We start from the raw sequence: 25495 nt of genomic DNA, 5'->3' as shown, positions 1-25495 counted from the left end.
AAGAAAAAGAAGAGGAACCTTAAAATTCCCTTAGAAAAGTAAAAGAATATCAAGTTTGCGTTTTTTGATTTTGATCTAGTAGGTGAAACTAATAAAAACCCCCACTCCATTAATGGAGTGGGGGTTCAGCTTTTCGTTCATTATGCAAAGCATATGGGAGTCCATACTGTAATGAATGTACGAAAATAACTAAAATCATACATTCAGCTTGTAGTAAGTACAAGATAGGTAGTCCCATAAAATCATTTCTAATTTCGTTCTAGCTGTGGCTTTGAAATAAAGTTGAACTGTTTATAAAAAAGTCGCACCGTTTTGAAAAAAGCTGAACCGGAATTTCCTATCTCTATAAAGAAGGAATTTCGGTTTTTCTTGTGGATTAAGAACCTGTTAAGTGATAATAAAGTTATTCCATTAAAGGGCGCTTTAATTGACGATGGATCACAGAAATGATCAATCTTTTTTATAAAAGAATGATTCACCGGGATCTATTAAGAGCGTGTTTTGATTAATCTTTTTTCAAAACACGCTCTTTTCTTTTGTTCATTTATTAAAGTAATTAGTATCAATTTGATTGAACTTTATTCCAAACCTACAGATGTCGCCAATGTTTCCAATCACTCCTACACATTCTGCAGCTACTTGGCTACTTGATGAAAGGACACCAAAAGTTACACCACCGATTTCGTTAAAAAGGAGTACGAATATATGAACTCAGATAACGTTCTAGATGTACGTCATCTAAATCTAATCATATACCCTCATGTAATAATAAATCGCTGATAATTGAAACGTGATTCATCAATAATGATTCAATATCCCAATTTCTTTGTTTTGCTGTATCTAAATCGTAAAGTAGCTCACTAATAGCTGTAAACAACAGTCCATATGCTAATGTTGTTTTTATTTGAAATTCTTTTTTTAGTTCTCTTTTATAATTTTGAGAGGTCAAAATCCAATTTGCAACCTGTGGAATGGATGCACCAATTAATCCAGCTACAGCTCTAATTATTGCTGCGCTAACTGCAATGATCATTAACTTTTCTTTCCTTTATTTAATTACCCATATCCTTTTTGTTAATACCTCTAAAAGTTCAGAAACAACCCTGTTATCTATTATTATACAATATTACAACTTCGGAATATCAATAGCTGCTTCAGGTCTTTATAATGGGGCATGAACCTTAAACCATAACCTTACTTAAATTAGGATTATAGGAATGTCATTATCTTTTCTATTGAATTATAGCAGGAAGGGAATAGTACAAATAGTTGAAATAAACCTTTTTATACAACATAATATATATGAGCATATATTCATATATAGGAGGGGTGTTGGCAATGGGTCATAACCACGGACATTCCCATGGTCATAGTCATGGGTCGGGTAATAAAAAAGCATTATTTATGTCATTTCTTATCATTACTAGTTTTATGGTTGTGGAAGTAATCGGTGGAATAGTCACAAATAGCTTGGCACTACTGTCAGATGCAGGGCATATGTTAAGTGATTCAGCCGCCATGGGGCTTAGCTTGGCTGCCATCAAGTTAGGGGGAAGGAAGGCATCATCCACACATACATTCGGGTATAGACGATCCGAAATCATCGCAGCTTCCATAAATGGTATTACGTTAATGGCCATCTCCCTTTATATCTTCTATGAGGCGTATCAACGATTGATGTATCCCCCAGAAGTTCAAAGCATGGGTATGTTATTGATCTCGGTGCTAGGATTGATTGTGAACATTATTGCAGCGGCCATCTTGATGAGGGCGGATAAAGACACAAACCTGAACGTAAGGAGTGCATTTTTTCATGTATTAGGGGACATGCTTGGTTCAGTGGGGGCCATTGTGGCTGCGCTTCTAATCATGTTCTTTGGATGGGGCATAGCAGACCCTATTGCCAGTATCATTGTGGCCATCCTGATCATCATTAGTGGATGGAGGGTGACGAAGGAATCGTTCCATGTCCTGATGGAGGGGACCCCTTCACAGATAGACATACAAAAAGTGAAGAATACGTTACAGAGCATCCCTAAAGTGGAAAATGTACATGACCTGCATATCTGGTCAATCACCTCAGAGGTGCCAATGTTAAGTTGCCATATCGAGTTCGGAGGGGACGGAAACCATGACGCGATACTCCATCAAGCACAAAAAATCCTTCACGATGAATTTGGGTTCGAACACAGTACGATCCAGGTGGAGAATGCGGATCAGGGATGCGCCAATCCGCATGGTACATGTGATTATTGATGGTTGGCATGTTCGATGGCCTGTTTCAGGAGGTCCATAACGTGTTCATCATCATGCGTGTAGAAAAGGGAGGTTCCTTCCCTTCGGAATTTCACCAAACGCAGGTTCTTAAGAAAACGAAGTTGGTGTGAAACGGTTGATTGTAGCAAGGACAATTTATCGGCAATATCATTTACAGAGTATTCTCCTTGAAACAGTAAATGTAGAATGCGTAATCGGGTCGGATCGGATAAGGATTTAAAAGTTTGCGAGACGATAAATAATGTTTCCTCATCAAGATCTCCAGTCAAGCTCGGATGATTATCATTTTGGTTCTCCATGTGATCAACTCCCTATACTGATTATAACAATTATATCGGACTTTAAGGACTTACAAAATCATGGGTATTATACCCATGATTTTTTTATTTTTTGCATGACTGCGGCTAAATGCTTAGCATCTTCACCGATTCCAGTCAAGAGGGCTGAACCACGGTTCTGCTGCCATGGTCTCCCTAAAAAATACAAACCTTTGACTTTGGATAGGCCTCTATGATGGAAAGGGTTACTCATGTCGTCACATACATTAGGAATCTGAATCCAACTATAAGAAGACTTGAACCCTGTTGCCCAAATAATGTTCTGAACCTCCAGCTTCTCATTGCCCAAAAATCCCAATGAATGTCCTTCACATTTTATGGTCCGAGGTAAAATGGTTATGCTACCATCTCTTGTAAATTTCTTGAGTTCAAAACCGAAAATCGGATCACCTGCGTTCCTGATTGTCTTTCCAATTTTAGAGTCTCTTTTCGCCTTTAGAATCCCAAGTAGGTCGAACCACCAAAATGTGCTTTTTCCCAAAATGGACAACGGGAAGTGTCTCAGTTTTTGGCCTACCGATAGATAAACCTTCCTCGTTGCAGCAAGTTCGACTGCAATTTGGGCTCCAGAATTACCTCCACCCACGATTACAGTATTCCCTTTTTTTAGTTGGGAAGGTTTACGATACCATGAAGAGTGTATTTGAAATACTTGGGGTGAAAGGTTCCCGGCGATTTCTGGAATGAAAGGTGTTTGAAAAGGACCTGTGGCGATAATGACTTGTCTTGCTCTAAATGTACCTTTTGTTGTCGTCAAAAAAAAGATATCATTCTTTTTTTCCATAACAATCACTTCAGTTTCCATTTGGGTAGGTAAATCAAAAGCTAGGGCATATTGTTCAAGGTAGTCTGCGACCTCGTCTTTAGTGGGAAATCCCTGAGGATTTCCCTTTAAGGTTAATCCTGGAAGGGAACTGAGGCATCTTGGTGTAAACAGGGTTAGGGAATCATACCTTTTCCTCCAAGTATCCCCTATACGGGTCCCTCCATCAACGATGATAAATCTGTTATCGCTCTTTGAGAGCCAATACCCCATGGAGAGACCAGCCTGACCTGCTCCGATCACGATTGCATCTAAAATAATCAGAGTCATCCACCTCCGCAATTTTCATATATGAGCATATAATCACATTTTAGCATAAAGGTGTTGGTGTTGGAGGCAGTAGTAAAATAAATGAGTTTTAACCTTCCAATTTTGAATATAATGTACAAACTTTTATTTTTGGGGGAGTGTATGATAGAGGGTATAAGAATCAGTGTGTTCATAATGACCATGATATTTCTTGGAACATGCATAGGTGGTCTTGCGACAAGGTATGTGGCTGGAGGTTTGAGGAAGAATTATCGGCTATTACATATGTTTTGTGGTGGATTATTGGCCGGATTATTGGGGCTAGAAATCCTTCCGGAAACAATCAGTAATTATGATTCATTTGGAATACTCACTGGCCTGTCATCGGGTATCGTCTTCATGCTACTCATGGATCGCGTTCTGCATAATGTGAAAGATGTCCATTTCGAGAAGCCCGAGATGTACATTTTCATGTTCCTAGCACTCTTTATTCACAGCATTCCTACGGGATTGGCTTTAGGTATGAGCATTCAGGATCAGAAATTCCAAGATCCATCCCTGTTCTGGGCTATTTTGATTCATCATTTCCCAGAAGGAATGGTCATGATGATTTCTGTTATGGTATCCAATGTCAATCTAAAAATCTTTTGGGTGTTCTGCCTTTTACTTTCTTTTGTAGTGGGGGTCACTACATATTTGGGAATTTTCTTAAATTCAGGTTCTATAAAGATATATACTCTTTTTTTGGGGACGGCAGTAGGTACGCTTAGTTATGTAACTCTATATGAAATATTATATAAGGGGATTGTAGACCGATTCACCCCGTTGATTGTCGGAGTTGCACTGGCTGGGTTCTTGTCTTTTCTTTTCCTGCAAACGGCTTTATTTAGCCATTGAGTAATACTTCAATGAAAGGGGGGATAGGTTCCTAGAGCCTCTCCTTATTACAGTTACCTAATGGAAGAACTCTGCAAGTAGGATGATTGAAAATTGGACACATGACTTATCTGCTGCAGTTCAGTGACATCAAATAAAGACATGGCAATAATAATTACGAGGGAGATGGTCCTGATTACCACCTCTCGTATCTCAGTGCGTAATTAATTATTGGGCATGTTTCCATACAGTTGGTTGATTTGTATTGGGGCAATTTGGAAAAGTCTCACCCTGAGTAAGATCTACATGTTCCTTATCTATATCAACATAATGACCCGTTTCCGTTACTACATCCCCGGTGTGATGTTCATGATCTTCATGTCTCCATGCTGTTGGCTGATTTGTCTTAGGACAATCTGGAAATACATCCCCTTGTTGAAGGACAATATGTTCCCCATCTTTATCAAAGTAATGACCGGATTCTGTTACTTTTTCTCCTGTTTGATGTAGATCTTTCGTAGAGTACAAAATCATTCATCCTTTCTATAGATTAATGAGTGTTCGTATATATAGTAACCTGTTCAATTATTAATAAACATCTTTCTTTATTGCTACCACATCTGGAAATCTTGAGGATGAACCATGCCCTTTGGTTCGTAAAATTTCAAACTCATTTTTCGAGCGTTCATTGAATTATATATACTTTTATGAACGTTTTTTGATAGAATTATAGAAAAGAACCTAAATGAAGGAGATTTAAATGGACGTTCGAAAGTTTGGATACATACGAGTTAGTAGCAAGGATCAAAACGAGGGCCGGCAACTTGAAGCCATGAAAACAAAGGGAATAGGCGAACGAGATATTTTCATGGACAAACAAAGTGGAAAGGACTTTAATCGAACTCAATATCAGTTGCTTAAACGAATGTTGAGAAAAGGAGATGTGCTATATATTCATTCCTTGGATCGCTTTGGACGGAACAAAGAAGAGATTTTACAGGAGTGGAATGACATCACGAAGAACATACAGGCCGATATCGTGGTGGTAGATATGCCTTTGCTCGATACGACTCAATTTAAGGATAGTTTAGGAACTTTCATTGCGGATCTTGTTTTACAGATTCTTTCCTGGATGGCGGAAGAAGAAAGGGATCGAATTCGAAAACGGCAGCGTGAGGGCATTGATTTGGCTATGCAAAATGGCACAGTATTTGGTCGGCCTAAAGTTGAGGTTACTGAAGAATTCAGAGAAGTCTATGATCGTTGGAAAGCAGGAGAGATGACTGCTGTTAAAGCGATGGAAGAATTAAATATTAAAAAGACGACTTTTTATAAATTGGTTAAAGAATATGAAAATGACATTAAAAAGGTTTATGTCTAATAGAAGAAATACGTCAAAAAAGGAGCATTTGTCGATAAGCGGATGCTTTTCAATAATTTAAAAGTACTATATACAAATACAATAGAAAATAAAGAAACAGGCACGTGGTTTAGGAGGAAGCAATTTGAATAATTTTATTGTTATGCAAGGGCACACTTACCAGGAAGAAAAAGATTTAGGTATTATTTGGTCTCCACAACAAGATAAAGGAGGCAATGTACCACATTCATGGAAACGGATGACGGAAGTAAAGGAAGGGGATCGAGTATTTCACTATGTGAAAGGAAATATCGTTGCTATTAGCATTGCCAGTGAAAGCTGTAAATCCGGTAGCAAACCATCTATCTTGCAAAGTCATAATAGATGGAATGACGATGGTTATTTAGTGAATTTAGAATACCATGAATTAGACAAACGGGTTAATGTGCGAGAGAAGTTTAATGAGATCTTGCCATTATTACCGATTAAATATTCACCATTCCAGCAAGATGCAAATGGGAATCAAGGCTATTTATATCCATGTAACGAAGAACTAGCGATTAAATTGCTAGAACTAATTAGTGAATTGAACATTTATCAAGTAAATGAAGAGCAGTTAGAAATATCGATTGATGATGTAAAAATAACTGAACACAATACATTAATTCCAGTGATCGTTGAAACAGAATCTGAAGTGAAAACGAAAATTCGTTTGGGTCAGCAAAAATTTAGGAAAGATTTGTTGCCACTATGGGAAAGTAAGTGTGCGTTGTGTGGTATAAATTTACCTGAATTATTAAGAGCGAGCCATTCGAAACCTTGGAAAGATAGTACAAATGTAGAACGTTTAGATCCATATAATGGCGTGCTGCTTTGTTGTAATCACGATGCACTTTATGATAAAGGTTTGATTGCATTTGATGGACAAGGACGTTTGCATATTTCTTCAGTGATCTGTGATGAAGACTATCTGATGTATAGATTAGTACCAAGGGCTAAAATACAGATTCATTCTGAAAATAAAGTGTATTTTAAGTGGCATAAGAAGAATATTTTTAAAATGAATAGTAAATTGGAAATTCGACAAAAGGGAGTCTTAATAGAGGTTTAAAAGGGGGAACAATCATAATTTGCTACATCTTTTAATGTAATATTCCGGGAGGGACCTAGAAGAGATTTTTTGAGAAACCTGTTTAAACGTACAGTATCACCGCCTTTTTATGACAAGTAAAAAACTACAATCTATTAATGGATTGTAGTCTTTTTTCTATAGGAACTATATTTACGTAACGAACGAGGATGAAGGTTATATCTTCTCTTATTTACCTAGTCCTAATATTGTTTTGTATGTCTCCATCTTATGAAGAAATGATTCTTCACCGCCTTCTAAGGCCCAGTAACAGCGTTCGTGTAACCAGGGGAAAAGTAGAGAAACACCACTATCTTGCCCATTTTTTAGTTCTTTTTTTGTATCTTTCGATATAGAGTCATACGAGAGATACCAGCCTTTTTAGCTGCATCCGTCCGATTCATTCCTTGTGCAATAAGATATAAGGCATAATTAATTTTCTCTTCATCAGCTTTGGGCCTTCCAGGGAGTTTCCCTCGCTTCTTTGCGGCTAGAATGCCCTCCTTAGTTCGTTCAGAAGTCAAATCTCTCTCAAATTGTGCAACCCCAGCAAAAATAGTAAATAACATTTTCCCATGAGCTGTAGTTGTATCAAGCCAGGATTCTTTTAAGCTCTTTAGGTGTGCTCCCTTTTGGGAAATGAGTTCCGTGATTTCTATAAGATCCCGTTTAGTTCCTGTTAATTTCTCAAAAAAGATGCGTTCACATCCAAATTTTTCAAGCTGTTTCTTTTGGCGATCCAAATTTTGATCAACGGTAGAAACGCGCATGTAACCAAAATTCATTTGTACTCTTACCTCTTACAATATATCGTATCAAAAATCATAGAAAAATATTTTGTTACATATTTTTGTTACATTAATTTTACGAGTTTGCTAGGAAAGGTTCTTGTCAGAACTCACTGTAACAAAACCGTTCATATTTGTTACAGATGATGAAGCTGTCACTTAATAATGCCAGTCACATGATTCAATAAATATATAATTTTGAAATTAACTTTTCCAACAGATATTTCTAATGGAAAGGATAATTTTACGACCGTTTTTGACGGAGGGGTTGGAAGAAAAATAGAAAAAAGTTTCGGAACGTTCGTTCTCTAATTTAGTTGCCTACGAGGGAGTAGCAAGAATCAAAATGAAGGACGACAAATTGGAGCCATGAAAAGAAAAGGGATGTGTTTTATATATATTACTTGGATTTTTTCAGTCGGAATAAAGAGAAAATTTTAGAGGAGTGGAGGGCTATCATGAAGAACACGTAGGCGAACATTATGGTGCTGGATATGGCTTGCTCGATAAGACTCAATTTAAGGAGAGTTTAAGAACCTTCATTGTAGATCTCGTTTTGCAGCTTCTTTCTTGGATGGTGGAAGAAGAAAAAGGAAGCGAATTCGAAAACGGCAGCGTGAGGGAATGGGCTTGACATTGAAAAATGGCACAAGCCTTCGGTCGACCGAAAGCCACCATTACGGAAGAATTTGAACAAGTATATAATCGATGGAAATCAGGAGAGATAACAGCTGTAAAGGCCATGCAGGAAATAGGCGTAAAGAAGACGATTTTTGATAAGTTGGTTAGGGCCGTATGAGGGACCTTCGAAATAAATCATATATATAGGAGAAACTCGTAAAAAAAGTGGCCTTTGCTCAAGGAAGCAAAGGCTTTAGGAATAAACCCAACCATATCGTAAGAGAGATAATTTCAAAAAAACGAAATTTATGAGAGATCAAAAGCTAGTTGATAATAATACAGACATCCTTAAAGAGGGTGGCTGTATTGGTGTGTACCCTGTATGGGTGTAGTTTATAGGAGAGTACCCAGTTTATATTAGCCTTCATATTCAGAAGACTGAATTGTCTTTTCAACAAAGGTCTTGAACCTCTCTACTGCAGGTGGCATATATCCATTTGTTCTCCAAACCATTTGGATTACCCTTACACTTTGTGGTTTTCGAATACGAATAAGTGAAATTTTTTTCTTATCAAGACCAGGTATAAAAGGAATGAGGGCAACACCAAACTTTGCTCCAACAAGTCCTGCGACGATTCTCTCCTCAAAGCCTTCAAAAGCCATTTTTGGATGAAATCCAGCTTCATGGCAAAGCCTCTCAATAACATCATGCATAGCCGTTTCCGGCTTGAAAAGCACAAATGGATCATTGGCTACTTCACATAAATCTATTTCATCTGTACCAGCAAGTCTATGATTAACGGGCACAATTAAAAATAATTCATTCTTCACGATTGGAATAGAGCTAAGATTTTCAAGGGGTTCTTGTGGTGAACAAAAACCAATGTCAATTTCCGTAGATGCTAATTGGCTTAAAATCTTGCTTGTAGCATGCTGATACAATTGAAAGTTTATTCCTGATGCTTCTTTTTGAAAGGCACTAATTAACTCAGGAACAAAACTGGAGCCAAGAGTTTGAATAAAAGCTAGTGAAATTGTTCCATGAAGGGGATTTATTAAATCATTAATTTCTTGTTTTGCTGCATCTATTTCTGATAAAGCTCGATTTGCATGCTGTAGAAAAATTTCACCATATTTATTTAATATCACTCCACGACTTTTCCGTTCGAATAAAGGAACACCGATCTCTTCTTCAAGTCGAGAAATTGAACGACTCAATGCTGGCTGAGAAAGGACTAATTCCACGGAAGCCCTCGTAAAGTTCCCAATGTTCGCCAATGTTTGAAAATATTTTAGTTGATGCCAATCCATGAATAATTCCTCCAAAAAAATAGATGATATTACAATAATGCATGGAATTGATAAAAAAGACAATTAGCTATGTATAGCTTTACAGAAGTATAATAGGAGATGCCAGTTTTTTATTAACAGCTCTTCCTTGTATTTGGTAGGTTTATTTCATGCAGGCACTTATAAAGTTGGGACACTATTTTTATTAGCAGCCATTATTATAGAGCCTTTTGCCGGAGGATGGGTATAAATAAAGGTTCTTAAAAAAATATTAAGACAGTGTTCTTGTAAGTTTATTAATAAGTAAATGATTTTAGAAAAGGAGCAATCAGTATGAGAGAAACCTCTAAATCTGCCTCTCCTAAATCTCCATCCATCATAAAGCAGGCTTTGACTGTTAATAGAAAGCCATTTCCATGGATAAAGGCATTCTGTGCAGGATTAGCCGCAGCTCTTCCAGTCCTTATTGGATTATTATTGGGGAATCCAGAATATGGGTTGATAGCTGGGATGGGGGGCTTTACCTATCTTTACGTATTTAATATTCCCTATGCTCAAAGAGCTAAAAAGCTATTTTTTGTCGTACTTGGGATGACTTTAATCTCCGCATTGGGGACTCTTGCTGCTCCTTATCCACTTGCAGTAGCCATTTTGATGGGGATTATTGGAGCTACGGTTATTTTTATTTTTGGAGCTTTGAAAATTATTGGACCCTCTGCAATCTTTTTTGTTTTAGTTTTTGCGATGACAACAGGTATGCCAGTTCATCCAGAGCTTGCTCCTTTGCGCGCCGGCCTTGTTTTTCTTGGTGGAGCTCTATCATGGGTGATTGCCATGATAGGTTGGTTTTTTGATCCACATGGTCCGGAAACCAGTGTAGTAAAAAGAGTATATTTAGAACTGGCTGCGTTTCTGGATTCAATTGGTACAGAGAAATTTAATGAGGCAAGACACCGTGTCATGTCAGTCTTGAAAGAGGCAGAAGAAACACTTGCAGCAGGATATATCCCTTGGCGACAAACGGATCTATTTAAGCAATTATATGTAATAAACGGTCATGCAAACATGATCTTTTTGTACATGCTTGAAAATTTTTCAGAAACCAGCTCGAAAATACCATCGGAAGTAGGAGAATCCGTCCGATATCTGGCAAATTCACTGGATCAGAAAAATAAAAGAGAGAGTGTCATTAAAAAAATTCTTCAGCCTAAAGAAATAAATGAAACAATTGTTCAGTTATTCACAAAAATTTATGATGCAGATGCCATTATGAATGAACCAACATCCAAAATTAATCAAGTGATTCAGATTTCCAAACCATCACTCAAGACTATTCTTTTGGGAGCGTTTGACAAAAATTCTATTATCTTTATTACTTCTGTAAGGTTCGGTGTTGTCACGATTATTGCTGCTATTATCGCCTATCAGTTTGAATTGACACGGTCCTATTGGGTGCCGTTATCCTGTGTAGCAGTTTTGTCAGGCTCGACTATTGTCACTACCTATCATCGTGCCATTCAAAGAGGATTTGGTACAATTCTAGGTATTCTGATTGCTAGCTTGATTCTTGCTACTCACCCATCTGGCTACATTCTCGTTTTCTTGATTTTGCTTTTGACGTTTATTACAGAGCTATTTATTGTAAAAAATTATGGTTTAGCCGCGTTATTCTTTACACCGAATGCATTGCTGATGGCTGAAAGTACGAGTCACGGCAGCTTTAGCTTTTCTTATTTTGCCTCAGCTAGATTAATCGATGTTTTGGTTGGAATTGTTATTGGTCTTCTAGGAGTATGGATTGTAGGTAGGTATTCTGCCTCTAGTCGTCTTCCACATTTAATAACCAAAACGATCCGAAGTCAGGCGCAATTTTTATTAGTTCTTTTCTCTGATCAGGGAATCGGTTTTAATGCTACAAAAAGCAAAGAAAGAATGAAAATGCGAACGAATTTAATTAATTTAAAAACATTACATGATACAGCTGCAGGAGAGCTTCCGGTTAATCAACGGGCATTGGAATATTACTGGCCTGTTATATTTTCCATCGAGCAATTAGGGTATTTATTGGAAAATTCTTCAAAAACCACTAGACGTCCTATTCTTTCAAATGATACCCTTGCCCAATTGCTTTATGTTTGTGAAACGATGGCTAATGCCACCAATCGAAAACAGTCACCATCTATAAAAAGCGTCCCTGAAATAGAAGAGTTTCTAAGCATACAGAATGAGATTATTACCCTGCAAAAATTTCTTCAAATGGATGAAAGAGTTTCCATATAAGAAGAGGCAGGAACCAAACGTGTAACTTTCTTTTTTATTTGACGTCATTAATTTAGAATTAAATGACGTTTGTCTCTAAAATATGTATTTGATAGTTAATCCACACTATAAATGGCACTATATTTTTTGCATAAATAATAGGGATTTCAACCTTAATTTGATTTATCTCAAAGACCATCAGTTATGTGATAAAACATGAATTATATGCGGCTGCTGTTGGTATTTTAATAATTGCAGTTTATTTTTAAATCACTACACTACATTTAACTACATTCTTTCACAATCTTTTTTTGTTTCGGAAATTATTTAATGTAATAAACGTTTTTTTCTAAAGAAGTGAAATTATTGAGGGTATTCAAATTGCCGAATTCAATTATTTAGCGACGTCAAAATATAAAGAAAACCTTTCCGGCGGTAGTATACTAACAAGGAATGATTTACAGACTATTTCAAGTTGGCTATTTGAAAAATATAAAAATAATGATTTTCAAGTGTATACGGACAAGGATTTCTATAAGGATGTTAATTTGAAACTTAAAAGTAATGTTAAGGGTTATTATTCTTTCTAAAGTGATTTTAAAAACGCAAGGTTGCTTGTATTTAGTATGAATGATGTGTTGGTTATTGTATTATGGATAATAGAACGACTGCCTCAATAGGTATTTGTAATATACAACATAGGAGGATATATGTCCTGGAGTAAATTGAAGCAACAGCTGGAGAGTTTTCTCTGTCCTGCGTTATATGGCAGGGTCGAATACCGTTCAACCAGCTACCGTTATTTACCTGATAAAGCAGGAATTTGTTATATTGCCGTAGATAAAAAGAACGTACTCAATATGAGAGATATAACGACCTTAATCAGATGGTATCAGACGGATCTAGAAATTAAGAATGATTCAGATATCCAAATTCCGATCAACAATGAAGAAATTGAAGCGGTCAGACAAGATACTAAGGGGATCGTTCCAGAGGATCGTCTAATAGTAATTGCTAGAAGTAGAAAAATATCAGAATATGCAAAAGAGCTTTTGTCAGCACAGTCATCATTAAGTAAATCAAACTTTAACGTTGTGGCTACTAAGTATTTATCCACTTCTATAGAGGAAAGCTTAGAGAGCAATGATATCTTATTGAATATTCTAGCTTTGGTTGATCGACGAGTTGGAAAAAAGCGGATTTTAAACTTGACCGAGAAGATGAAGTTAAAGCATCCAATTGTGCAGTATTTTTATGAACTACGGGTTAGTACGTTATGAAAATAAATGACTCTTTCCCCCCATCGGGAGGTTTTTTCTTGAGACCTTACGCTTACTAACAGCTTTGTGTAGGTTGTGAGAGCAATAACAATTCTGCTGAAAAACAATAATAGGATTGAGGAGCAGCTTATTATGATTTACACAAAAACACGCCATTCATTGGCGTGTTTTTGTGTGTTTCGTGGCTGGAAATTATGGATCAACCAGCACCCAAATCTGCAAATTGTATAAGGGATCATGGAAGACTAGTTCATAACCAGCTCTTTGGCATACTGCTTGCCTGCCGAAAGAAGGCTGTTGCTAAGTGCAGGGTCATTAACAGACCGTGCGAGCACAAGAGAACCAACCATGGTATTGAGCAGTGCGCTACCTTTGGACGTGTCAATGTCCGCCAGATTGGAGATAAAAGCAATCATCCGCTCTAGTTCATGGGTGAATACCTGCCGAACTTCTTCCGAAGAGCGGGATATTTCGCCAGAAAGGGCAGGAAGAATGCAACCCATCTCTGTTTGGTCGCGGTGATACGGGCTTAAATAATAATCAATGACAGTATTGATTTTGGGGTACTGCTTGTCCTGGTCAGCGGCTTCTTGCAGAAGTGCGATGGTATCGCTGATGGCATACCGGCAGGCTTCGGCGACGAGCTGTTCTTTGTTGTCAAAATGTGAATAAAACCCTCCGTGAGTCAACCCGGCCCCCTTCATAACGAAGGGAACACTTACATCGTGGATACCATTAGTGCGAAAAGCCTTGGCAGCACTTTCAACGATTTTATTCCGCACTTTCATCTTATGGCCTTTGGGATACGGCATTGTAATCACTCCACAGCTTCATAATTCTATCTTTAAAATATTATAATCGTCATAATATGAGGTGTCAATTTAGCCATCCGGCAAACGTTAGCTCAAAAAAGGCTAAACGCGGTTGTTGACGTTTTTAAAATATGATGGTTATAATATATTACGATCATCATATTTTAAAAAATTTCAACAGGGGGTATCAGGATATGAATAAGTTTGAATCCGTAGAAACGTTGGTCATTGGATCAGGGCCGGGAGGGTATGTAGCGGCGCTACGCTCCTCACAACTTGGTATGAAGACGGCGATTGTCGAACGCAGTCAGCTTGGCGGAGTCTGCACGCATGTTGGTTGCATTCCATCCAAAGCATTAATTGCAGAATCACATCGCTATGATGTGCTCAGACAGTTCAACAATGTAGATGGGGTAGCGTCATTTAAGAATGCTCAGGATTTCAAGCAAGGGATTGTGAATAAGCAGGCAGGCGGAGTGAGTTATTTATTAAAGTCTGCCGGTGTGAGCATTCTGGAAGGAGAGGCTAGTTTGGTTGATGAACATACAGCGATTATCAATCAATCTGGAGCGGAGCAAACCATTTCATTTAAGTACGCGATATTGGCAACGGGATCTCGTCCGATTGAACTGCAAGCATTTCCGGTTGGAGGGCGTATTTTGTCTTCCACAGAAGCGCTGTCGCTCCCCGAGGTTCCGACTAGCCTGGTAGTTATAGGAGGCGGTTACATTGGTGTTGAACTGGGGCAAATGTATGCCAAATTTGGAACAAAGGTAACGATTCTGGAGGGCGGAGAACAAGTGCTACCGGGATTCGAGACAGAGCTTGCGGCCCCTGTTGTCCGGCAGATGCTTGCCGATGGTATTAACATTATAGGCGGGGCGACAGCTGAGAAAGTGGTGCAGAATGCGGATTCAATTACACTGCATTATTTAAAAAATCAGGAGCAGCATCATGTTACAGCGGAATATGCGTTAGTGACTATCGGCAGAAAACCAAATACAGACGGCAAGTTAGGACTTGCACGCATAGGCTTGCCGGTAACGAGCAGGGGACTGATCGAGACGGACGAACAGTGCAGAACGGCTATCCCGCATATTTTCGCAATTGGAGATATTACGGCTGGTCCGGCACTCGCTCACAAAGCTTCCTATGAAGCCAAGATTGCGGCAGAAGCCATAGCAGGCCATGCCTCCGAGATGGATTATAAAGCCATTCCGCTCGTCGTCTTTTCTAATCCAGAGTTGGCAAGCGTCGGTTTAAGTGAAACGGAAGCAAAGGCAAAATCCATCCCGATTGTTGTGGGCAAATCCACTTTCGCGATCAACGGAAGAGCATTGGCATTGAGGGAAACCGAAGGTTTCGTCAAGATTGTGGCGAACCCGACCTCAGGAATCGTAATTGGTGCACAAATCGTTGGGGTGGAGGCATCAACACTCATATCTGAACTTGGACTTACTATCGAGATGGGGGCAACGGTAGAGGACTTGGCTATGACGATTCATCCCCATCCCACATTGGGAGAAGTAATTATGGAGGCTGCCGAAAATGCAGTCAGAAAAATGATGATGAAAAGTAAAAAAGAGCAACAGATTTAACAACATATAAAGATTAGGGGATGGGAGAGATAAAAGAATGAAGATAAAAGTAGGCTTTTATATCGGCATGGCGGTTGTGCTGATAGCAGGAGGTTCGCTTCTTGCTGCTAAAGGAAAGGATGCTGTTAGCCAGGCTGAAAGTAGAAAGCAGGGTGTGCTTGAAGCGGAGCAAACGACAATATTGTATCAGGATAGTCCAGGGGCGATTGTAAAGGTCAATGCGGTTGTAGGCGATTCGGTGAAACAGGGAGATGTGCTATTGCAGGTTACATCAGCTGAAGGAGGAGAAGTGGATGTATTCGCGCCTGATGACGGATTGATCAACAGGATTGCTGTAAAGCCGGGGGATCAGCTGCTGCAAGGAATGCCGATTGTGATTCTGCAGAAGAATACCTATTATACAGACCTCTACATTCAGGAAAGTGAAATCCAAAAGCTTAAGGTTAATCAAAAAAACGTTGCATGAACATTATCTTGTTCTTCAGCAATCGGGCGCTTTTATGACTTTTTACGATTTAGGTCTTGATAACGCTAGCCTACATTCCGTAGGTTCCTGTTCCATTTGCGGTTCCCGCCATACCGAACGAGCAGAAGAACTGAAGGTCAAAGAGATAAAGACGAAAGGAATGCAGCCATCCGGCTGCCTTTTATTTTATTTTATTTTATTTTTCCCTTTTGCCTTCCGAATCGTAAAACAGCGTAAACTTTCTAACCTTTCAGCCGGTAGGACACCCGAACCTTACCGGCTAAAAGCTAAGAAGCCTAGTCAATCGGTCAAGGGGCACAAAACTTTTTTATTAAAAACGCTACGCAGCATAAAAAAATTTTGCGCTCAGACCGCCCTTGACCCATTGCCTATACGTGTTTTTCGTTCTACTTGCAAAAGAGGAAAAAATAATCCCCCTTTGGGGAACAAACTCCGCTTTGAAAGACAAAAGGAAAAAATTAACCCCAAAATCTACGAAAGAAAAAACAATTAGGAGGTGGGACAAGCCCAAACGATCAGCCAGAAAATCATTGGAAAAAGTAACGTACAAAATCATGCGAAAAAGGAGCGTTTTAAATGAAATTAACTCCAATTTTTGAAGTGGTACGAATTAAACAGGAAATCAGGGAAACATCAGAGTTTTCATCTTATCGGATTGCATCACCAGGAGATGCGCAAGAATTAGCGGTTTCATTTATTGCAGATGAAGATCGAGAAGTATTTCTTGTGATGATGCTCAACACCAAATATCAGGTTATAGGGCTTCAGAGAGCATCAATGGGAAGTTTGAGTGCAAGTATTGTCTATCCAAGGGATGTTATGAACAGCGATATTCTAAATAATGCTGAATTCATCATAGTCAGCCATCAGGCGACCCCACACCGATTCGTGAAGATGTTGAGGTGACAAAGCAATTAGCCGAGGCCGGAAAATAACATTTAACCTAAAAGCAGCTGTATCAAAAACATTAGTTTTTGTTACTCTTTGAAAAAGTTTAATATAGATATTTATGTTGATATGGAGTTGTCAGCTTTATTGTTTATATACCTCGTATCAAAATTAAGTATTTTTTAAATTGTGTATTTTAATATTATTTCGAAGCTGCTCTAAAAATTTATTTGCTGCAATAGAAAATACTTGATGTTTTTTCCAGACAATATTTAAATTAGCTTCTAATTTAGGATTTAATGGTTTAAAGCAAAGTTTGCTATCTCCTGATGTATTAATAAGTTTATCTAAGCATAACGCATATCCAATATTTTCTTCGACCATTCGTGCAGCATTGAAAAGCAAATTATAGGTCGCGACAATATTGAAATCCTCAATATTCTTTGCAAACCATCCTGTGAATTCGTTACTGACAGCAGTTTGACGTGAAATCAGCAGTGGTTTATCCATTAAATCTATTGGTTGAATGAACTGCTTGGACGCTAAAGGACTATCTTTTCGCATTAAAACCCCCCAAACATCAGTAGCCGGTAATTTTATGTAATCGTATTTTTGTTTATCTGTGGGTTCTATGACAACGCCAAAATCCAATAATCCACTATCTAATCTACTTGCAATGTCGTCAGCATTCCCACTGTATAAATGAAATCGAATATTTGGATAATGTTCAAGTAATTCTTTTGATGTTCTGGCAATAAAATGCATCGCTTCTGTTTCACCACCACCAATGTAAATTTCACCGCTAATCATTTCTTTTGATTCTTTAAAATTAGCTTCGGTTTTATCAACTAACTCAACGATTTCTTTCGCTTTTTTTAATAAGAATCTCCCTTTGTCTGTTAAAGTAATTTTTCGATTTCCTCTTTCAAATAAAGCTGTTCCTAATTCCATTTCAAGGTCTTTTAATTGTCTTGATAATGTAGGTTGCGACAAATGTAGCTGTTTTGCGGCAGCCGAAATATTCTCTTCATTTGCTACAGTAATGAAATAGCGTAACACTCGGATTTCCATAACAATCTCCTTATTACACGTATACTCAAAAGGCATACGAGTGTATTTGATATAGGTATTGGATATTCGAATCATATCAATTTATTATGTAATTGCAAAGGTAATACTTTTAAAGGGAGGATTTATAGATGGCTATTAAAGATAAGGTAATTATTATTATGGGGGCATCCAGTGGAATTGGTGAAGCAACTGCAAAGTTACTTGCAAAACGTGATGCAAAGTTGATATTAGCTGCACGCCGATTAGATCGTCTTGAAGCCATCAAGGAAGAGTTTCCTAAAGCAAATATTCTCATTCAACAAGCGGATGTGACAAATCATGAAGATGTTAGTCAGGTTGCAAAGCTTGCATTAGACACATATGGAAAAATTGATGTGCTTTATAACAATGCAGGTATCATGCCAACTGCACCACTTGTAGAGGGGCGCCGTGATGAATGGAAGGAAATGCTCGATATCAACATCATGGGAGTTTTAAATGGAATCGCTGCTGTGCTACCGATCATGGAAAAACAAAAATCAGGACATATTATCTCAACAGATTCCGTTGCGGGACATGTGGTATACCCTGATTCGGCTGTTTACTGTGGAACAAAGTTTGCAGTACGAGCAATTATGGAAGGACTAAGACAAGAACAACGGGAAAATAATATCAAATCGACCATTATATCTCCAGGGGCGGTACAGACTGAGTTATATAAAACGATTAGCAATAAAAAAGTTGCAGATGAACTTCATGAAGCACAAAAAGAGTGGGGACTAACCTCAGAAGATATTGCGACTGCTGTAGTGTTTGCGATTGATACACCTGACCGTATGTCAATTAGCGATATGATCGTTCGTCCAACTGCTCAGGGAATCTGAACATATCGAAGCGAATTAGCGTTTATTCATACTTTTTCCTTTATCCGCCACCCATTGGATGTAGCATAGAGGAAAAAGTAAAGACTGCTTCGGAAAGTGAAATGACTGCTTCCATACAATCATCGACGCAACAGTCCACAAAGGAGGTAAATGTGATGGAAGAACAAAAAATGATACTTTCCTTTGGACATGAGGAACTTAAGGCAACCATGGAGATTAACGTCACTGCTATAGATTTTGTAAAACGCCTACCTTTGAAGTTGGATATGCGAGATCTGTATAAACGTGAAAAATTTGCAAAAGTTCATGGATTACATGTAGATCAAACTGTGTCTAGCCATGATAAAGGAGATATTTCTTATTGGACACCAGGGCAAGCATTAGTTATCTATTATAAAGATAGTCATGAGTATATCAGTGGTCTTGTAAAAATCGGTGAAATTACAGAGGGCGTCGAATTATTAGAAAACTATCCAGGAAATATCGAAGTAACAATTGGTATTGAAGAGAGGTGATTAATAAAAATGGACATGAAAGATTTTATAGATTTTTGTAAAAGAGGCAACCCCGTTTCGGGTGAAGATAAAGAATTGCATGGACTATTAACTCAATGTAGCTTTGAAGCGCAAAAGATCACAATGGCATTGAATACCTCCTATCGTTCAAAAGAAGAAATAGTGGAGATTTTTAGTGAACTAACAGGCAATAAAGTCGATTCATCTTTTATGTGTTTTCCGCCGTTTTATACAGACTTTGGTAAAAATATTACGATTGGAAAAAATGTGTTTTTCAACACAGGCTGTTCCTTCCAAGATAGAGGTGGAATTCGTATAGGAGACGGTTCGATGATAGGTATGAATGTCACGATTGCTACACTTAATCATGGTTTATCCGTAGAAACAAGAAACACAACATATCCCTCTCCAGTAGTCATTGGCGAAAATGTCTGGATTGGGTCAAGCGCAACCATATTACCCGGTGTAACAATTGGCGACAAATCTGTTGTTGCAGCAGGAGCAGTTGTCACCAAGGATGTCCCAGAAAATACTATCGTTGCAGGAGTACCAGCAAAAATTATAAAGAAAATTGATAATTATTCAAAGTAATTACTGAATAAATAAAACAATCGTGGAGATGGCACTTTCCAACGAGATAGGCTTGAGACGACTTTTCAATTGACCAAAGTATGGCCATGTTCATTAAAAGTAGTGGCATTTACGCAGATTATATATAAATAAGGAGATAATATTTGATGAAAAAATTATGGGAAGAAATCACATGTTGGAAACATGAAATTACCTCATCGTTTGGCTATGGCACCGATGACCAGAAGCAGAGCATTAGCTGACGGAACACCCTTAGATTTAAGTCCTGAATATTATGGGCAACGTGCTTCGCTAGGTCTACTTATTAGTGAGGGTACGCAACCCTCTGAAGATGGTCAGGGATACTTAAATACACCAGGAATTTATACCAATTCCCATATTCAAGGATGGAAAAAAGTTTCCGATCGGGTCCATCATGAAGGCGGCCATCTTTTTATACAATTAATGCATGTAGGAAGGATTTCTCATCCAGATAACACGCTACATCATCGTCAAGCAGTAGCACCTTCAGCCGTGGCTTCAGGAGAGCAGATTTTTACGGCCGATGGAATGAAGGATGTTCCAGTACCAAGAGAATTACGTAGAAATGAAGAGATGAATAATCGGTTTAAATCCTCTTTAAATTTGGTTGCTGAAAATAATGAAGAGATTATGGGATATGCTTTTTTCTCGGGGGATTTATCTGATAAAAACGTATTCTTAGAGTCCTTATATGTTCATCCTAACCACCAAGGAAAAGGGATTGGAAAACAACTATTGCTAATTGGACTTGCAAACTTCAAAGATCCAACTACTTTATCGTTAACGGTGTATAAAGGGAATCCCAATATATCTTATTATGAAAGAGAAGGGTTCGAAGTAGTAAAAGAAAATAAGGGCGAATTTTATGGTCATCCAGTAGTTTTTACAATGATGAAAAAGAATTTTCTCAATTTGGATAGCTAATGATTGTGAAACATTCTACTTCAACTAATGGAGCAGGTTAGTTGAAGAGTGTTTTGTTATTGGTCTCGTTGCTGTTGGTGCAATGGCGGCCGCGTTATCCACATCTGGGGGCTTAATGATTTCTATATCATCTTCGTTCGCACATGATATTTATTACCGCATCATCAATCTACAAGCCTCTGAACGTAAACGTTTATTTGTAGGTCGTATTTCGATTATCGTCGCAACACTACTAGCTGGACTTATTGCACTAAATCCACCTGGTGTTATTACACAAATCGTTACGTAGGCATTTGGTACTATCTTTCCCCCACTCGTAATAGGCGTCTGGTGGAAGCGTGCTAACGCAAAAGGAACAATTGCCGGTATGCTTGTCGGTTTATCTGTGACACTTCTTTATATTTTCAGTGCGAAATATGGTGGCTTTGCGATACTAGGTATTATCCAGACGCTGGTATTTTCGGAGCGATAGCTGCCTTCGCAACCAATATAATTGTGTCACTCTCAACGCGTGCCCCGGCACAAGAATTGCAGGACGCGGTTATTAATCTACGTTATCCAGAACAAAAGATTTATAAAGTGACGAGGTTTATTTAAACGACGGCTCATCGAAAGAATAATGAATTAAGAGGGTGTAGTTCAACGCCCAGTATATAACAAAATCACTGGAATTTTTTATTTAACGAATCCTATTACTTACCTCGACATCTTGAACAACCGCATTGGCACGGTCTAAATGATGTGTGGCACGTTGTATTTATTAATAAATTGTATCACTTTTTATTGTAAAGGAGATCCATACATAAGATTGTTTTAATAGTAATTTAATATATATATATGTAGGGGCGATGTTTATGCAAACATTAAAACGAGTAAACATCATATCAGTAAAATTAGTAAAAGAATCAAGCATGTTTTACAAGCAACTCAGAGTATGAAGTCCACATGACAGCTAAGAATTGTTCGAAGTAAAAAGTGGATTGAGATTAACTATAGCAAGTAATAGTTTAATAAAACGGATAAAAAAATCGACCTCATTTAGACATATTGGGGGAGAACCTTATCATAAGTAATGCCCCATCAATTAAAAGTGGCTTAGTCATAATTAATCAACACTCAATTGATGGGGCCTTTATTCTGTTCATTATCTGGATTAAAAAAATAGTTTTGTCTGAAGAATATCTAAGGCACGGTCAATTTCCTCTAAATCTTCTTTAGAAGCATTTTGTATTCTAGCTAGGAACTTAGATTCTATAGTTGCAAAGGCCTCTTTCATCAGGTCGTCCCCTTCATCCGAAAGACGTATATATTGCTTACGTCGATCCTCGGTATCACTTATTTTTTCAATTAATCCTTTTTCAATTAACTTTCGGAGTTCACGACTGGTATTAGGCATAGACATATGCTGACAATCACTAATCTCACTTGGTGTCACAGGCTGACTGACGGTGACATATTCAAGAATATTATAATGAACGGGTGTGATTGAATCCGACTTGGCGTTTTGTGTTAATTCCTGTGTCACACGATGAACGGAAGTTGTAAATGACACAAGTTTAGTAAAAAGAGCTTTTTTCTCCATTTCTCTCACCTCTTACAGATAAGATAACAAAATTGTTATCATAATACAATTATCATTTGACAACAAAAAATACAGAGTGTTATGATTTACTTATCAAATGATAAGTAAAAGAGGTGTGTTATGAAAACGCTAGTTATTTACACATATCCTAATCATGAAAGTTTAAATTATGCATTTTTACAACAAGTAATCAAAGGAAGTAATGAAAATCCTAACATAAAGGAGTTACAGGTCTTAGATTTATATGAAGAGGACTTTAACCCACTCCTAATGTTTAATGAACAGAAACGAAGACGTGATATGCATACGGATTCCGAACTTGAAAAATATCGGAATCAAATTATGTGGGCTGACAAGATTGTTTTTGTCTATCCAATTTGGTGGGGAAGACCACCTGCAATGCTTATGGGGTACATAGATCAATTATTTGCATCTAATTTCGCGTATAAGGATAAGAAAGGACTTTTCCCAGAAGGTCTTTTGAAAGGAAAGTCAGTTGTATGTGTATCCACTATGAAGGGACCTACACATTATCCTTTTTTCTGGTTGAACAATGCTCACAAAACATTGATGAAAAGAGCATTATTTAATTTTGTAGGAATCAAAAAAGTGAAGTTCTTTGAATTTGGTAATATGGAAAGTCCAAAGGGAAATCAAATAAAGAAGTTGGAAAAAATTTATCGCTATTTTAAAATGATAGACGTTTGATAAAAATATAAAGTGATCGGAAAGAAGCATTAATGACTCATTTGAAGTGACATTTGTTAATGATAATTTATCTGAAAATTATTTCAAAAATGTTGTTCAACTAACGGGGGCTTTACTTCAATAAACAGCATAAAAAAATGATCTTCGATTGAAGATCTCAGATTATAGACAAAAGGCATTCTGAATGTCCCTATTCAGGTGCCCTTTTACATTTTAAAGTATTTTAATGTTAAATTTTTCTTGAAGCAGCCCCATCTGGGGTCAATTTTTATACCATTTTTGAACTGGTCCAAGTCCATGTTGCCAACTTCTTTAAATTCATAGCAGCAAAAGTAAGCATCGCCTGCAGGGACAATTTTTTAAGACTTCTTAAGGTAGAGGGACATACCCTCTTTTTCTATAAATTAATTTTTAAAAAGAACGAATTAAAAACGATTATTCATAAACTTGAAAACACCCTCACGAGGTCCTGCATAATGAACACTTCTAGATGCCACCAATGTGGCTTTTTCTAATGCTTCAACAAATGGTTCGTTTTCATGATACCGATAATAACAATAAGCACCGTGTAATATATCCCCTGCTGCTAAAGTGTCTATGGCCTCTACTTTTGGAATGTGAATCCTTCCATGCTTGGAGTTTGAAAACCACAATGTATCGTTTTCTCCATCTGTTAGTGCAATGTTCTGTACACTTGTAGATTTTAAAAAAGTGACTAAATCTCTTTCTGGGGGAGTGCAGTTGATAGAGGCGATTATTTCATCAGCCAACGATAAGCATTCAGGAAAGTGTGATTTCCAAGAACCAGGATCCAAAATGATAGGTTTTTGAGACATTCTCGATTTTTTTAGAAAGTTAATGGATATTTCAGGAATATTGCAATCAGAAAAACAAAATGAACTTTCCATTATTAGATTTTCATAGATAGTTTCATTATTAATGGAAAACTGTTGTTGACCGCTCCAGATTGTTCGAGTGGCTTTTTGCATGTTTACCAATACACTGGATAAACTGGGTAATCGATTCTCATCTTCCGCCAGGTCTATTACCTTTATATGATAATCATCTGTCAACTCGGTTTTGATTGCCTTAGCGATCGTACTGTTTCCCAAACAGGTAATAAGAGTGGCATCCCCTCCTAAAATCGAATAAGTAATGGCTGCGTTGGCAGCAGGACCACCGATAAATGTTTGATAATCGTTCGTTTTACTTTTGAAGTTTTCAGATGGAAATTCGTTTTGGTAATACGTAATGTCTAGACCTGTTAAACCGCAAAATAAACCTTTTATCATCTTCTTTTCACTCCCTTTACAAACAACACGAAACAAAAATTCATAGTCTACATAGATGTTTACACTTTATTGCATACTAAAAACTTACATTTTTTCTAAAACCTGTAAACCAGTGTTGTAGTCACACTTTTTGTATTCGTCCAAAATTCTCTCTCCAAGTCCCCACACCACTATTTTACCATGGCCGCTATAAGACACTCTCTTTTTTCGCTTATAAAATTTTCTAATGCTAAAAAAGCTTCGTTTATGTTTTTAACAGATACATAGTCTTATGAGGTAATGGGAGTTTCAAAAAAGGTTCTTCCTCAGCTTTTTGGTCCTTTAACTATAAGATTGTGAAGAATTACACATAAAGTAAAGGGTGCGTTAGTTCAAGAAAGAGTATAAAAAAAGCCTGTATCAATGATTACTCGGTAATCTAAGATATAGGCTTTATATAGGTAACTAATTGTTCTTATATTTTACTTATGGTGGTTTTTTAATCCCGAATTGCTCCTGCCTCACGAGAAGTCATTGCACCTTGTCCTTCGCTTACATCTTTTTGAATTTCTTGTTTTACTTTTTGGGCATTAGTTCCGGCACTTCCTGGTTTCATAATAGAACCCAAATTCTCATTAGCTTGTTGATTCGGTTGCATACAAGTCCTCCTTAATTTATTATTTAACAATCTTATTATTTATAAAAAACACCAGGTATATTCCGAGGATTTGAACAAATTTTAATTAAAGCAAAAAGAGCTTTCGTTGAACAATTCATTGCTACGGCAGGTCTTTTATTCTTATTAAACTAACGGGCAGGTTAATTCAATAGGATATTGGTCTTTTATGATAATATTATAGAATAAGATAAGACA

Annotated in this window: 27 protein-coding genes and 2 pseudogenes; 18 read left to right on the top strand and 11 right to left on the bottom strand. The window is 37.5% G+C overall.

Annotated features, from left to right (window positions below; all coding sequences use genetic code 11):
- Window positions 1–748 precede the first annotated feature (748 nt).
- The gene (locus tag ACIQZI_RS09035) at window positions 749–1033 is read right to left on the bottom strand and encodes a hypothetical protein (RefSeq protein WP_403071893.1); all 285 of its coding nucleotides are present in this window, start codon (window positions 1031–1033) and stop codon (window positions 749–751) included.
- Window positions 1034–1338: 305 nt separating this feature from the next.
- Between ACIQZI_RS09035 and ACIQZI_RS09030 the strand changes: the two genes are divergently transcribed.
- Window positions 1339–2256: a cation diffusion facilitator family transporter gene (locus ACIQZI_RS09030; RefSeq protein ID WP_403071890.1), complete on the top strand. Its 918-nt coding sequence runs from the start codon at window positions 1339–1341 to the stop codon at window positions 2254–2256.
- Here the strand turns inward: ACIQZI_RS09030 and ACIQZI_RS09025 are convergent.
- Window positions 2250–2576, bottom strand: coding sequence for an ArsR/SmtB family transcription factor (locus tag ACIQZI_RS09025; RefSeq protein WP_403071887.1), 327 nt, complete (start codon window positions 2574–2576; stop codon window positions 2250–2252). The genes ACIQZI_RS09030 and ACIQZI_RS09025 overlap by 7 nt on opposite strands.
- Before the next feature lie 67 nt (window positions 2577–2643).
- The gene (locus ACIQZI_RS09020; RefSeq protein ID WP_403071884.1) at window positions 2644–3708 is read right to left on the bottom strand and encodes a flavin-containing monooxygenase; all 1065 of its coding nucleotides are present in this window, start codon (window positions 3706–3708) and stop codon (window positions 2644–2646) included.
- A gap of 141 nt (window positions 3709–3849) precedes the next feature.
- Here ACIQZI_RS09020 and ACIQZI_RS09015 point away from each other — a divergent pair, with 141 nt between their 5' ends.
- Entirely contained in the window at window positions 3850–4584 is a 735-nt protein-coding gene (locus ACIQZI_RS09015) for a ZIP family metal transporter (RefSeq protein ID WP_403071881.1), read from the top strand.
- Between the two features lie 207 nt (window positions 4585–4791).
- Here ACIQZI_RS09015 and ACIQZI_RS09010 read toward each other — a convergent pair whose 3' ends face one another.
- Entirely contained in the window at window positions 4792–5091 is a 300-nt protein-coding gene (locus tag ACIQZI_RS09010) for a hypothetical protein (protein ID WP_253722434.1), read from the bottom strand.
- Between the two features lie 232 nt (window positions 5092–5323).
- Here ACIQZI_RS09010 and ACIQZI_RS09005 point away from each other — a divergent pair, with 232 nt between their 5' ends.
- Together ACIQZI_RS09005 and ACIQZI_RS09000 are read left to right on the top strand one after the other, a co-directional pair.
- The gene (locus tag ACIQZI_RS09005) at window positions 5324–5944 is read left to right on the top strand and encodes a recombinase family protein (RefSeq protein WP_403071877.1); all 621 of its coding nucleotides are present in this window, start codon (window positions 5324–5326) and stop codon (window positions 5942–5944) included.
- A 124-nt stretch (window positions 5945–6068) separates the two neighbouring features.
- Window positions 6069–7034, top strand: a complete 966-nt coding sequence (locus ACIQZI_RS09000; RefSeq protein WP_403071874.1) for an HNH endonuclease — start codon at window positions 6069–6071, stop codon at window positions 7032–7034.
- Window positions 7035–7378: 344 nt separating this feature from the next.
- Here the strand turns inward: ACIQZI_RS09000 and ACIQZI_RS08995 are convergent, their stop codons facing one another.
- The gene (locus ACIQZI_RS08995; RefSeq protein WP_403071871.1) at window positions 7379–7837 is read right to left on the bottom strand and encodes a recombinase family protein; all 459 of its coding nucleotides are present in this window, start codon (window positions 7835–7837) and stop codon (window positions 7379–7381) included.
- Window positions 7838–8285: 448 nt separating this feature from the next.
- Here ACIQZI_RS08995 and ACIQZI_RS08990 point away from each other — a divergent pair, with 448 nt between their 5' ends.
- The gene (locus tag ACIQZI_RS08990) at window positions 8286–8474 is read left to right on the top strand and encodes a hypothetical protein (protein WP_403071868.1); all 189 of its coding nucleotides are present in this window, start codon (window positions 8286–8288) and stop codon (window positions 8472–8474) included.
- Window positions 8475–8483: 9 nt separating this feature from the next.
- Entirely contained in the window at window positions 8484–8639 is a 156-nt protein-coding gene (locus tag ACIQZI_RS08985; RefSeq protein WP_403071865.1) for a hypothetical protein, read from the top strand.
- 239 nt (window positions 8640–8878) lie between these two features.
- Here the strand turns inward: ACIQZI_RS08985 and ACIQZI_RS08980 are convergent, their stop codons facing one another.
- On the bottom strand, window positions 8879–9772 hold the full coding sequence (locus ACIQZI_RS08980; RefSeq protein ID WP_403071860.1) for a LysR family transcriptional regulator: 894 nt from the start codon (window positions 9770–9772) through the stop codon (window positions 8879–8881).
- Window positions 9773–10084: 312 nt separating this feature from the next.
- Here ACIQZI_RS08980 and ACIQZI_RS08975 point away from each other — a divergent pair, with 312 nt between their 5' ends.
- A complete protein-coding gene (locus ACIQZI_RS08975; protein WP_403071857.1) occupies window positions 10085–12031 on the top strand; it encodes an FUSC family protein in 1947 nt (648 codons plus the stop codon).
- Between the two features lie 689 nt (window positions 12032–12720).
- Window positions 12721–13290, top strand: coding sequence for an SF0329 family protein (locus tag ACIQZI_RS08970; RefSeq protein ID WP_403071854.1), 570 nt, complete (start codon window positions 12721–12723; stop codon window positions 13288–13290).
- A 245-nt stretch (window positions 13291–13535) separates the two neighbouring features.
- On the opposite strand, the gene ACIQZI_RS08965 is transcribed toward ACIQZI_RS08970, so the two are convergent.
- On the bottom strand, window positions 13536–14102 hold the full coding sequence (locus ACIQZI_RS08965; RefSeq protein WP_403071851.1) for a TetR/AcrR family transcriptional regulator: 567 nt from the start codon (window positions 14100–14102) through the stop codon (window positions 13536–13538).
- 194 nt (window positions 14103–14296) lie between these two features.
- Between ACIQZI_RS08965 and lpdA the strand changes: the two genes are divergently transcribed.
- The 4 genes and pseudogenes from lpdA (at window position 14297) to ACIQZI_RS08945 (ending at window position 17122) form a co-directional block, all read left to right on the top strand.
- A complete protein-coding gene (gene lpdA / locus ACIQZI_RS08960) occupies window positions 14297–15700 on the top strand; it encodes a dihydrolipoyl dehydrogenase (RefSeq protein ID WP_403071848.1) in 1404 nt (467 codons plus the stop codon).
- A gap of 37 nt (window positions 15701–15737) precedes the next feature.
- Window positions 15738–16166, top strand: coding sequence for a biotin/lipoyl-containing protein (locus ACIQZI_RS08955; protein WP_403071845.1), 429 nt, complete (start codon window positions 15738–15740; stop codon window positions 16164–16166).
- A complete protein-coding gene (locus tag ACIQZI_RS08950; protein WP_403071842.1) occupies window positions 16123–16680 on the top strand; it encodes a hypothetical protein in 558 nt (185 codons plus the stop codon). The genes ACIQZI_RS08955 and ACIQZI_RS08950 overlap by 44 nt, the downstream gene beginning before the upstream one ends.
- An 83-nt stretch (window positions 16681–16763) precedes the next feature.
- Window positions 16764–17122, top strand: a pseudogene (locus tag ACIQZI_RS08945) (JAB domain-containing protein).
- A gap of 124 nt (window positions 17123–17246) precedes the next feature.
- Here the strand turns inward: ACIQZI_RS08945 and ACIQZI_RS08940 are convergent.
- Window positions 17247–18146, bottom strand: coding sequence for a LysR family transcriptional regulator (locus ACIQZI_RS08940; protein WP_403071839.1), 900 nt, complete (start codon window positions 18144–18146; stop codon window positions 17247–17249).
- Between the two features lie 128 nt (window positions 18147–18274).
- Between ACIQZI_RS08940 and ACIQZI_RS08935 the strand changes: the two genes are divergently transcribed.
- The 5 genes and pseudogenes from ACIQZI_RS08935 to ACIQZI_RS08915 form a co-directional block, all read left to right on the top strand.
- Complete coding sequence (locus tag ACIQZI_RS08935; protein WP_062179908.1) at window positions 18275–19009, top strand: SDR family oxidoreductase; 735 nt, start codon at window positions 18275–18277, stop codon at window positions 19007–19009.
- 155 nt (window positions 19010–19164) lie between these two features.
- Window positions 19165–19524, top strand: a complete 360-nt coding sequence (locus tag ACIQZI_RS08930; RefSeq protein WP_403071835.1) for a cyclophilin-like fold protein — start codon at window positions 19165–19167, stop codon at window positions 19522–19524.
- A gap of 9 nt (window positions 19525–19533) precedes the next feature.
- The gene (locus ACIQZI_RS08925) at window positions 19534–20115 is read left to right on the top strand and encodes a sugar O-acetyltransferase (RefSeq protein WP_403071832.1); all 582 of its coding nucleotides are present in this window, start codon (window positions 19534–19536) and stop codon (window positions 20113–20115) included.
- 183 nt (window positions 20116–20298) lie between these two features.
- The gene (locus ACIQZI_RS08920) at window positions 20299–21060 is read left to right on the top strand and encodes a GNAT family N-acetyltransferase (protein ID WP_403071829.1); all 762 of its coding nucleotides are present in this window, start codon (window positions 20299–20301) and stop codon (window positions 21058–21060) included.
- A gap of 52 nt (window positions 21061–21112) precedes the next feature.
- Window positions 21113–21680: pseudogene (locus ACIQZI_RS08915) on the top strand (sodium:solute symporter family transporter); the annotation flags it as partial.
- Between the two features lie 533 nt (window positions 21681–22213).
- Here the strand turns inward: ACIQZI_RS08915 and ACIQZI_RS08910 are convergent.
- Complete coding sequence (locus tag ACIQZI_RS08910) at window positions 22214–22642, bottom strand: MarR family winged helix-turn-helix transcriptional regulator (RefSeq protein WP_403071826.1); 429 nt, start codon at window positions 22640–22642, stop codon at window positions 22214–22216.
- A 120-nt stretch (window positions 22643–22762) separates the two neighbouring features.
- Here ACIQZI_RS08910 and ACIQZI_RS08905 point away from each other — a divergent pair, with 120 nt between their 5' ends.
- Window positions 22763–23350: an NAD(P)H-dependent oxidoreductase gene (locus tag ACIQZI_RS08905; RefSeq protein ID WP_062179877.1), complete on the top strand. Its 588-nt coding sequence runs from the start codon at window positions 22763–22765 to the stop codon at window positions 23348–23350.
- A 425-nt stretch (window positions 23351–23775) separates the two neighbouring features.
- Here ACIQZI_RS08905 and ACIQZI_RS08900 read toward each other — a convergent pair whose 3' ends face one another.
- Entirely contained in the window at window positions 23776–24642 is an 867-nt protein-coding gene (locus tag ACIQZI_RS08900) for a PfkB family carbohydrate kinase (protein ID WP_062179875.1), read from the bottom strand.
- A gap of 478 nt (window positions 24643–25120) precedes the next feature.
- On the bottom strand, window positions 25121–25279 hold the full coding sequence (locus tag ACIQZI_RS08895; protein WP_172796831.1) for a hypothetical protein: 159 nt from the start codon (window positions 25277–25279) through the stop codon (window positions 25121–25123).
- Window positions 25280–25495: the final 216 nt, after the last annotated feature.

Source organism: Peribacillus sp. NPDC096379 (assembly GCF_044762875.1).
Taxonomy (GTDB): domain Bacteria; phylum Bacillota; class Bacilli; order Bacillales; family DSM-1321; genus Peribacillus.
The sequence above is the reverse complement of the archived record's forward strand: the minus strand, read 5'-3'. Positions and strand labels throughout refer to the sequence as shown.